Raw genomic sequence first — 9,338 nt, 5'->3', positions numbered from 1 at the left:
AACTGTCACCTATGTCCTGATACAGAAACGTCACCTATGTCTTGAGACATCACAAGAGTTAATCGCGAGCATGTGTTTGACGCACCTAGTCTCATCAGGCTCATGGATCGGATCGAGGGAGGTGAGGAATTGTGACGACTTCACCCAACATCGAGAACATCAACTTCGCCGTCCTCTCCGAGGCACTGGTGGATTCCGGCTGGCGGCGTATGGGAAGAAGTCGCGGCGTCGTACGATTCGAAGACTTGTACCTAGGGCAACGTCACTGGCTATTACTGCCAGAATCTCAAGCTGTTGAGGGCGCGCAAGATTTGCTCGACGCAGCTTGGCGACAACTCGAGTCTCTCTCACCAGAGACACGTCAGCGATTGGAGACAAGCCTTAGCCTCAGACAGGCGCCGGGGCTTCGAGATTCGTTGCGATTTCGAAAGGAGACCTCAGCGCCGCGAGGCTTAATCGCCTGGAGCGAAGGTGAGGATCTAGTCAAGGCAGCGCGTGAGATGATGTCTGCGGGCGCTAAGGCTTACGCCGGAAAGAAGGCGTACTTCGGTAATTCCCACAGCGGTTTCGCGCAGCGCTACCTGTCTTCCTGCTATATGGGCCAAACCGGGATCGGCAGCTATGTGGTGACGGCGCTTGCGCCAGTTACTCAGCTGGATGTTGATTTAGATGCGAAATCGCCTTACGTCGATATTCAAGGACGAGCGATAACCCAAGCGCTAACCGCGGCGCTCGAGGCCGCCGTCGAATCCGTAGAACACTATCGGGCCACGAAATCTGTTGAGGGCTTCCGGGCAGCCGTGCGCCGGGGCTTCTCTGTCGAGCTTGCGAGAGGCCTCATTGACCTTGCCAAACGTGCGGACGAAGCCTCCATCCACGTCGAGTTCAACGCGGATTCCCGGCCCTTACTTGGCGATAATATGCCCATTCTGTTCGAATTCGACGGGGCTGACGTACCGGCACTCGAAACGGCTGCCACAACCCTTGCTCAGCCTCAGGCTGAGGCGCTTAGACAGTGGGTCCTTGGTAGGGTGCACCTACTCAGCAAGGCTGAAGCCGAAGGCCCAGGAGTCGTTGGAATAGATACGGGCGCAGGCAAGTATCGTGTCCGGCTCTCGCCAGACGATTATGCTCTCGCTTTGCGCGCCCATGAGGTTGAAGATTATGTCAAGGTGGAGGGAATACCATCTAAAGAGGGCAATCTTGTCTGGCTTTATGAGGCGTCCTTCATCGAGGCGACCTCGAGCCCGGACCCTCTCTTCTAGGAGGGGCTCCGCAGTTCGATACCCTTTCGGGTTCCCAGTTCATGACCACACCACTGGTCGTATCAAGCGCTGAGTAGTTTCTTGAATGCGATGTCCATCGCGTTGGCGGCGCCTGAGAGTCGTGCCGCGTCGTCGTGTGTGTAGTGCTCGGTCATATCGATCGAGGAATGTCCCATCATGAGCTGCCGATCGGAGTCGGAAACGTTCTCGCTCTTGAGCAGCGTCGCCGTGGAGTGCCGAAGCCGGTACATCTCGTAGTCGGGCAATTCGGCGCGTTTCAGCATGGCCTTCCAACGGTCACCGTCATCGGTGAAGTCGATCGGGTTCCCGCCGACCTCGAACACGAATCGCCGCGGGGCCGCTTCCTCGAGGTAGCGGCGCATGACCGCCGTCGCGAAGTCACCCAGCGGCAGGGGCCGCTTCGACGTCTCGCTCTTCGGGGTGAGAAGCCACAGCCCTCCGTAGACCTGCTCCCCGTCATACTGGGCGGGTACGACGTGCTTGCGGTGTGGGCACCAGCCGGCCTTCTTCCTGCCGCACACTCCCCCACATCCATGCACGTAGGTGACGCGCTGCAGGCTCCGCGTGAACGACGCCCACTGCTGGTCCAGGTGAAGTCGGTCGAGCTCGAGTCCCAGCACTTCGCCTTGCCGCGCGGACGTGGCGAGGGCGAGGATGAAGCGGGCCAGGTAGAGGTCGTCCTGGTTGGCTTCGAGGAACTGGGTGAGGTGTTCGACCGGGATTGCCTTTCGCCGGCCTTTCACGGCGACGGGGCGCTCCGCGATCGCCGCCGGGTTCCGGTTGAGCAGGCCCTTACGTTCGGCGTCTGCGAATGCTCCGTTGAGGATGATGAGTGTCTGTTTCGCTGAGCTCATCGCCAGGCCCCGCGACACGAAGCGGTCCTCGATAAGTTCGACATCGCTCACGGTGAGTTTGTCCAGGCGGCGCTTCCCGATGACGGGGATGACGTGCTGCTCGATCTTGGATCGGTAGCCGTTCCATGTCGACGGCTTGACTCTCAAGCGCTTTCTCTCCAGCCATGTCTTTAGGTACTTCTCGACTGTGATGGCCCCGGTGGGGAGGTCGCCGGTCACGTCTTTCTCGCGGCGGAGTTGGCCGAGTTTACGCTGGGCGCCTGTCTTGGTCTCGGCGAGCCTGCGCTTGCGGCGTCGCTTACCGGTGATCGGGTCGTTGGGGAGTTCGAGCTGAGCGACCCATTTGCCGTCCGCGCGGCGGTAGATCGATCCGTCGCCTTTCATGCCTGCCATTGAGTCCCCCTTCTGGTGAGCCATTCAGAGAGCCAACGGCACTCCATCCTGCTCCATCTCAGGCTACCAGAAACGTTGATATTTCGCGGTTTTCGCTACTCCCAGTTTACGTTTCCCATGTACTCATAATCCATGGGTCACAGGTTCGAGTCCTGTTGGGGGCACCAGGAAGAGTCCGGACGGACAGTTGATTAGGCACACTATGACGTGCATCAGCCAAGGTGACCACCTCATTCTTTGGCACTGGGCAGTTTCGACCCCTCAAGCTGCGCCTTGGCGTCCAACATCATCGTCTCTTCTAGGGTCGCTCCACTCTCGCTGGTGGTTATCTTACGAGTAATTGGTGCAAGGATCTCAGCTGCCTGGTCGCAACTTACTCCCGGCACACGTAGGGTCCTGCCATCCAGGAGTGTTGGAATGCCTGCCTCACGCAGGAGCTTGAAAGCATCCTCCCAGTGGTCGGTCGTGATCGTGAGAGAAGTGCGAGTTCCGGTGATCTCTGACAAGGTACCGGATGCTGTGACGTGCCCGGCAGTCAGCACAACAAGCCGGTCGCATTGCGCTACCTCCTGCATGTAGTGAGTCGTCACAAGGATCCCAGTCCCACGGTCGGCAGATGTCCTGAGGTCACGCCAGAGCCTCGCTCTTGTCAGACCGTCCATCCCCGATGTGGGTTCGTCCAGAACAAGGAGTTCCGGATCGTGTAGCGACGCTGCGAGGTAGGCCAGAATGCGCTTGGTTCCAAGTGGCAGTGAGGCGATCGGCGAGCTGCCGTACCTCAGTGCGAAGTCGCGTACCTGCTCCCCCACCAATACGTTCTGGACCGAGGCCGCGAACTCGAGATTCTCGATCGCGGATAGCGCCGGATACAGTCCAAGCCCTTGAGCGACGTAACCGATGCGCCGACGGCTCTCGAGCGATGGTGCCTGCCCAAAGAGCGTGGCACGTCCAGAGCTTGGATTCTCCAGCCCGAGAAGGATCCTCAGGAGTGTTGTCTTGCCCGCACCGTTACCGCCGAGGAGGCCCACGATCTCACCCGGCCGAACGTCAAGCGACACATCGTCAAGTGCCGAGAAGGTACCGTATCTCCGAGTAACGTCTCGTGCCTCTACGAGCGAGCTTGAGCTTATGTTCTCTGGTCGCCGCTTCGATTCGCGCAGGGGGATAGCAACCTGCTGATCGGCGTCCCTTGGATCTCTCGTTCGTTCCAGCAAGAGCGCGATGCTCGTGTTTTCAAGGTCGGCACCGGCAACCTCGAAGCCAACGGGCGTTTGGGAGTTACCTTCTGGCTCCCAGAGATAGATTGTCTCTCCCCTCCGCCATGCCCCACCCACGCCAAGGACTTGCTGGGCACGTTCGCTCGTGAATGGTGCCTGCCAGATCGTTCCTGGGGTTTGGGAGATAACGTCATCGGGTGTCCCCGACCCAAGCAACTGCCCATCCCCAAGCAGGTAGAGGCGGGTCGCTCGTTCGGCTTCGTCAAGATAGGTGGTTGAGAAAACGACCGTCGCCCCATCGGCCGCGATTGAGGCAATGAGGCTCCAGAGTTCCACTCGACTGATCGCATCCACGCCCGTGGTGGGTTCGTCGAGGAGCACAAGTCCCGTTGCGTGAAGGGTTGGGAGGACAAAACGCCCAACTTCTGCCTCATGCCGCCGGAGAGGTCACCAACAAGCCTGCCGGTGACCTGGTCGAGTCCCGCTCGCTTCAATAGCTCGTCCGAGCGCTTTTTCTTGAGGGCCGAATCGAGCTCGAAGGTGCGGGCAACAAATTCGATGCTCTCGGCAACCGAAAGGTTCCGCCACACCCCGGATTCTGCGGACTGGTAGCCAAGGTTCGATCTTTTCACCGGTAGTCCCTCGGCGCTGCCGCCACTCAGTGGAAGTCGAACGGCAAGGACCTTGAGGAGGGTTGATTTGCCGGCACCGTCACCCCCGATGAGTGCGGTGATGGTGCCGGGGGTGAACTCGCCCGTCACCCCCTCGAGCGCAATCTTGTCACCGAACCTGACTGATGCTTGATTAAGGCGAAGCGCCACCCCCTCCATCAGCGCGCCCCACCGTGTGTGGGAGAGAAACGCATGCGGGCGGTTGCCGCACCGAACGCGAACACTGCCATCCCGCCCAAGATCACAAGCGGTAGCCAGAAACTGTCGATGCCCGCTCCCCGGAGCATGACCCCTTGCGAGAGTTCACGGAACCAGGTGAGCGGCAGGATGTAGCCGATCCAGCGGACCCCGGGCTGCATCGAGTCCAGGGGGAAGATGAGCCCAGACAGAAGCACCTGGGGAACGACGAACAGGATCGCCATCTGGATTGCCTGCCCCGTGTTCTGCGAAACGGTTGAGATGAGGACACCGATCCCCAGCACAACGAAGAGGAACACGACCGCTGCGAGGCTGAACAGCCACAGGCTACCGGCGAACGGCACCCCAAAGAGCCACACGGCAAGTATCGTCACCACCGCCATGTCAACCAACGCAAGCAGGAAGTATGGGATGATCTTGCCCAGGATGATCACGGAGGGGCGCAGTGGCATGACCGCGAGTTGTTCGAGAGTTCCCGCTTCGCGCTCACGCACGAGGCCAATGGAGCTGATGAGCGCGCCAATGAACAGCAGGATGAGTCCGATGAGTCCCGGCACGATCACCCACGAGGTCTTCAGGTCCGGGTTGAAGAGCACCGTCACCAGCTCATCTGGGTTCAGGGAAGGTGCGGTGATCTCAGGCAGGTCCGGCACGCTGAGTCCCACGGGTGGGGTCGGGAGCTTCGGCATGTCCCCACCCGATGCGGTTGCTTGCTTCATCTCAACCTGGAATGAAGCGAGCTCGTCAGAAAATGTTGTGAGGTCGGCTTGTGCCTGCTCTGCCTCTGCCAGCGCCCGATCGATCAATTCCTTCGCGGACACAACACGGTCCTGAGCGTCCTCTGCCGCCAACTGCACAAAAACGCCCTGTGCCGCCTGAGCTGCGAAGAGTCCACTGCCGTCGACATAGATCGACATCCGATCCGAGAGCAAACTGTTCGTGCCACCACGTTCGTCGGCGACTATGACCGCATCGGCTTCCCGATCCCGCAGGAGATTCTCAGCATCGCCTTGTGCGAGCGAGGGATCAACGCGGACGATCTCAAGGCTCTCGTTCGCCACAACGTAGGAATCAAGGTCGTCTACGAATTCCTCGGCATTGGCGCCCACCACAATGACGGACACTCGATCGACGGAGAAGTTGGTTGCATATCCGAAGATCACGAGGAGCAGGACCGGCAGGACCACCAGCATTGCCAACGTTCGGTGATCACGTGCCAGCTCCCGAAACTCTTTCACAATCAGAGCTCGCATCGCCCAACCTCTCCGGTGGTCGCCAGTAGCTGAGGCAAGCATTTTCCGTTGTGACGAAAAGGCGGCACTGGAACCGCCATCCCCTCTCGGTCGGTGGTTAGCGACTTCGCCGTTCGTGACCCGACTTGCGACTTACTCCTCCGATTCAGCCTCTCTGTTCTTCCTTGCGAGTTGGAGGACCAGATAGATGGCGATGAGGAGGATGGCGGACTGGGATGCGAGTTCACCGAGCGACTCGACCATCGTGAGCGCGTAGTAGACCCTGCCCTGCCAACCGAAGGCGCCCGGTTCGATCCCCACCTGCCACGCCAGGATGGCAAACATGTCGATGACAGCGGCGAAGAAGATGAGGGCGCCGACAGCAATCAGGAGGGGCTTCGTCTTCTTCCGGATCTCGGGACGACTGTACTTCCAGGCCAGAACAAAGGCGACAAAGATGGGGAGGCCGATGAACGCCCACGCCATGAGCTCACCAATGTCCTCGGAGCGGAGCCCAAACCGCCCCTGCAAACCCAAGAGATCAATGAAGGTGCCGCGCAGTTCCTCGTGGAGCCGCATGTAGTCGTCCAGGACAACAACAAGCATCGCCTGGCCTAGGACAAGGAATGTCCATCCTTTCCCCACTGCCACGGCAAAGTATAAGAGCAGAACGCTGGAGGTGAGGGACTGGAGATAACCGATCAACTCCGACATGCTTCGGTCAGCATCCGAATCGAACCAATGATGTCCTGCGGGCTCAAATACGCCCTGGGTGTGGTAGAGGCGATGCATGACATCGAGTACGAGAACGGCAAGCAAGAGCAGAACGCAGATTACGAGAGCCGCCCACCACAGCCTGGACTGCCGCACACCTAAATCTCTCGCCACCGCCTGGCGCTTGCTTCTCACCATCCCTGCACTGTAATGGCGAAATATGAGGTGAAAATGAGAATGCCCTGAGGGCAGGGTCGCCTCTTTCACGGTGTCGTATCAGCTCATCATGAACAGTAATCTGCGTCAGCGGAAGAATGTAGTCGTTCCAGTACAGTGTTGGTCATGGCAAATTCGATCGAGGACTATTTCCCGGGTGGAACCGTACCTCGCCTTCGCATCAAGAACATTCAAGCCCCGCCTGCGGAGGCGGCACGACCCGAACCCATCGATCTTCAGGCGGCACTTCAGCCCGCACTTGACCTCGTCTCGGGGAAAAAGATTGCTGTCATCACCGGTGCCGGCATCTCCACCGACTCTGGACTCCCGGACTACCGCTCCCCCGGTTCCCCGCCCCGCAACCCCATGACGATCCAACAGTTCATGGCGAGTGAGAGCTTCCGCTCCCACTACTGGGCGCGCAACCACGTGGGCTGGCAGCACCCTGCCAAGGCGAAGGCGAACGTTGGCCACAAGGCACTCGCAGCTCTCGAAAGGCGTGGCATCGTCACCGGCGTCATCACCCAGAACGTCGACATGCTGCACGCCGCCGCGGGAACTAAGAGACTGGTCAATCTCCACGGGCGTGGCGATCGAGTCACCTGCACGAACTGCGGGATGATCATGCCCAGGTCCGAGTTCGACATCATCCTCAAGGAGCTGAACCCGGGATGGGCGGAAAGGCACATCGACGACGTCGAGATCGCCCCGGATGCTGATGCCGCCATCGAACAGACCGAGGGATTCGTCGTAGCCGACTGCCCCATCTGCGGTGGGATCCTGCGCACCGACGTCGTGTTCTTTGGGGGTTCCGTGAGGCCCAGCGACACTCAGGAAGCCCGTACCATCGTATCCGAATCCGATGCCGTGCTCGTCGCGGGAAGCTCTCTCGCAGTTGCCTCCGCCCTCAGATTCGTGCGCGAAGCACACCGCGACAATAAGCCCATCGTCATCATCAACCGTGGCGAGACCCGGGGCGACAAGTACGCACAGCTACATGTGCACGTTGGGACGTCGAGGGCGTTGCCTTACCTGGCCGAGAACCTGCCAGATATCAACAGATAGTTAGTAACGGCTTCGCAGGTGGCACAAAAGGTGCCCATCCTTGCCGCGTCGACAAACAGGTGCGGGGGCAACCAATCGGTCACCCCCGCACAATTTAGTTACCGGACGACACGGTTGACAGCGATCGTGTCGATGCCGTCACCATTCCAGTCACCAACGATCACGGAGTCGGTAGCGCGGCCGTATCGAATTGACGTGCCTGCGTTTCCTCCAACGAGTCCGTTGTTGATGATGTAGGTGTTGCCGCGGCGGAGCGAGACAGTGTCAATGCCATCGCCATCCCAGTCACCAGCAAGAACCTCATCGGTCACTCGGCCGTAGCCGAACGACGTCGAAGCGGCGCCACCTCGCTGCTCGTTGTTGACGTAGAAGGTGTTTCCACGTCGCAGCGTGATGGTGTCAGTGCCATCTCCATCCCAGTCACCGACGAGTACCTCATCGGCGACTCGTCCGAATCCGAAGGAGATGTCGGCGTTGCCGCCCCTGAGCTCGTTCATTAGGTGGAAGGTGTTGCCACGGCGAATACCGAAGGTATCCTTGCCATCACCATCCCAGTCACCAACGATGACCTCGTCACCAAGGCGGCCGTAGTTGAACTGGTAGTCGGCAGCGCCGCCACGGAGCTCATCGTTCACGTAGAAGGTGGTGCCGCGACGAACAGCGAGGGTATCGAAACCATCACCGTTCCAGTCACCGACGTAAACTTCATCTCCCGGTCGACCGTAAGCAAAACGGAAGTCTTCAACCGGGTTATCCCACGAGTTGAGGATGTAGAAGATGTTGCCTCGTGGCGGTGTCGTGTACGTGAAGGACCACGATGTCTCCGAGTCATCGGAAAGGACGTAGCCCGATGCTGCGCGTGCTGTCACCTCAACGGTCTCCCCTGAAGCAACCCGGATCTCACCGGTCACGACCTCGCCATCGACAAGGTACTCAACCCCGGACACATTGGGGATCGTTACTGTGCGACCAAAGAACGTCGGAGCAACGGTCTCCACCTCAGTATTCACGTATGTGAACTCCCACGAGGCCGGGCTCGTGAGTTTGTATCCGGGGATTACCCGAGCAGTGACGGTCACGGTCTCACCGACCGCAACCGGAACGTTGCCGGTCACGACTTCGCCAGCAACCAGGTACTCGACGCCTTGAACCACAGGGATCGAGATGACGTTGTTGGCAAACGTCGGCGCGACGGCAGTAACCGCGGTGTTGTTGTAGGTGAAGGACCACGACGTTGTCGCATTCTCGGAGAGTTCGTAACCAGCAACCGCGCGAGCCGTTACGGTCACAGTCTCGTCGATTTCCACCGGAACAGCGCCTGTCACCACGTCGCCATCAATTACGTACTCGACGCCGGGGACAACCGGGATCGTAATCACGTTATCAACGAAGACGGGAGCAACCGTATCAACCACGACATTGACGTACGTGAAGTCCCAGGAACCCGGTGCAGTCAGGTCGTAACCGGGCAGAGCGCGAGCGGTCACGGTGA

6 protein-coding genes and 2 pseudogenes are annotated in these 9,338 nt (G+C 59.5%); 2 read left to right on the top strand and 6 right to left on the bottom strand.

Features of this window, described 5'->3' with window-relative positions:
- Nucleotides 1-131 precede the first annotated feature (131 nt).
- Nucleotides 132-1,265, top strand: a complete 1,134-nt coding sequence (locus tag QMB98_RS04605) for a hypothetical protein (protein WP_371684495.1) — start codon at nt 132-134, stop codon at nt 1,263-1,265.
- Between the two features lie 62 nt (nt 1,266-1,327).
- On the opposite strand, the gene QMB98_RS04600 is transcribed toward QMB98_RS04605, so the two are convergent.
- The 5 genes and pseudogenes from QMB98_RS04600 to QMB98_RS04580 form a co-directional block, all read right to left on the bottom strand.
- Nucleotides 1,328-2,533 (bottom strand): tyrosine-type recombinase/integrase, encoded by a 1,206-nt coding sequence (locus QMB98_RS04600; protein ID WP_371684494.1) that lies wholly within the window; start codon nt 2,531-2,533, stop codon nt 1,328-1,330.
- Nucleotides 2,534-2,763: 230 nt separating this feature from the next.
- A complete protein-coding gene (locus QMB98_RS04595; protein WP_371684493.1) occupies nt 2,764-4,131 on the bottom strand; it encodes an ATP-binding cassette domain-containing protein in 1,368 nt (455 codons plus the stop codon).
- A gap of 44 nt (nt 4,132-4,175) precedes the next feature.
- Nucleotides 4,176-4,580, bottom strand: a pseudogene (locus QMB98_RS04590) (ATP-binding cassette domain-containing protein); the annotation flags it as partial.
- A complete protein-coding gene (locus tag QMB98_RS04585; protein WP_371684492.1) occupies nt 4,580-5,872 on the bottom strand; it encodes an ABC transporter permease in 1,293 nt (430 codons plus the stop codon). The pseudogene QMB98_RS04590 and the gene QMB98_RS04585, both read right to left, overlap by 1 nt.
- 132 nt (nt 5,873-6,004) lie before the next feature.
- Nucleotides 6,005-6,721: a hypothetical protein gene (locus QMB98_RS04580; RefSeq protein WP_371684491.1), complete on the bottom strand. Its 717-nt coding sequence runs from the start codon at nt 6,719-6,721 to the stop codon at nt 6,005-6,007.
- Nucleotides 6,722-6,907: 186 nt separating this feature from the next.
- Here QMB98_RS04580 and QMB98_RS04575 point away from each other — a divergent pair, with 186 nt between their 5' ends.
- Nucleotides 6,908-7,846 (top strand): Sir2 family NAD-dependent protein deacetylase, encoded by a 939-nt coding sequence (locus QMB98_RS04575; RefSeq protein ID WP_371684490.1) that lies wholly within the window; start codon nt 6,908-6,910, stop codon nt 7,844-7,846.
- A gap of 98 nt (nt 7,847-7,944) precedes the next feature.
- Here the strand turns inward: QMB98_RS04575 and QMB98_RS04570 are convergent.
- Nucleotides 7,945-9,338, bottom strand: a pseudogene (locus tag QMB98_RS04570) (hypothetical protein); the annotation flags it as partial.

The sequence above is a fragment of the Flaviflexus sp. genome, from assembly GCF_041440645.1.
Taxonomy (GTDB): domain Bacteria; phylum Actinomycetota; class Actinomycetes; order Actinomycetales; family Actinomycetaceae; genus Flaviflexus.
This window is presented reverse-complemented; position numbering and strand designations above follow the sequence as displayed.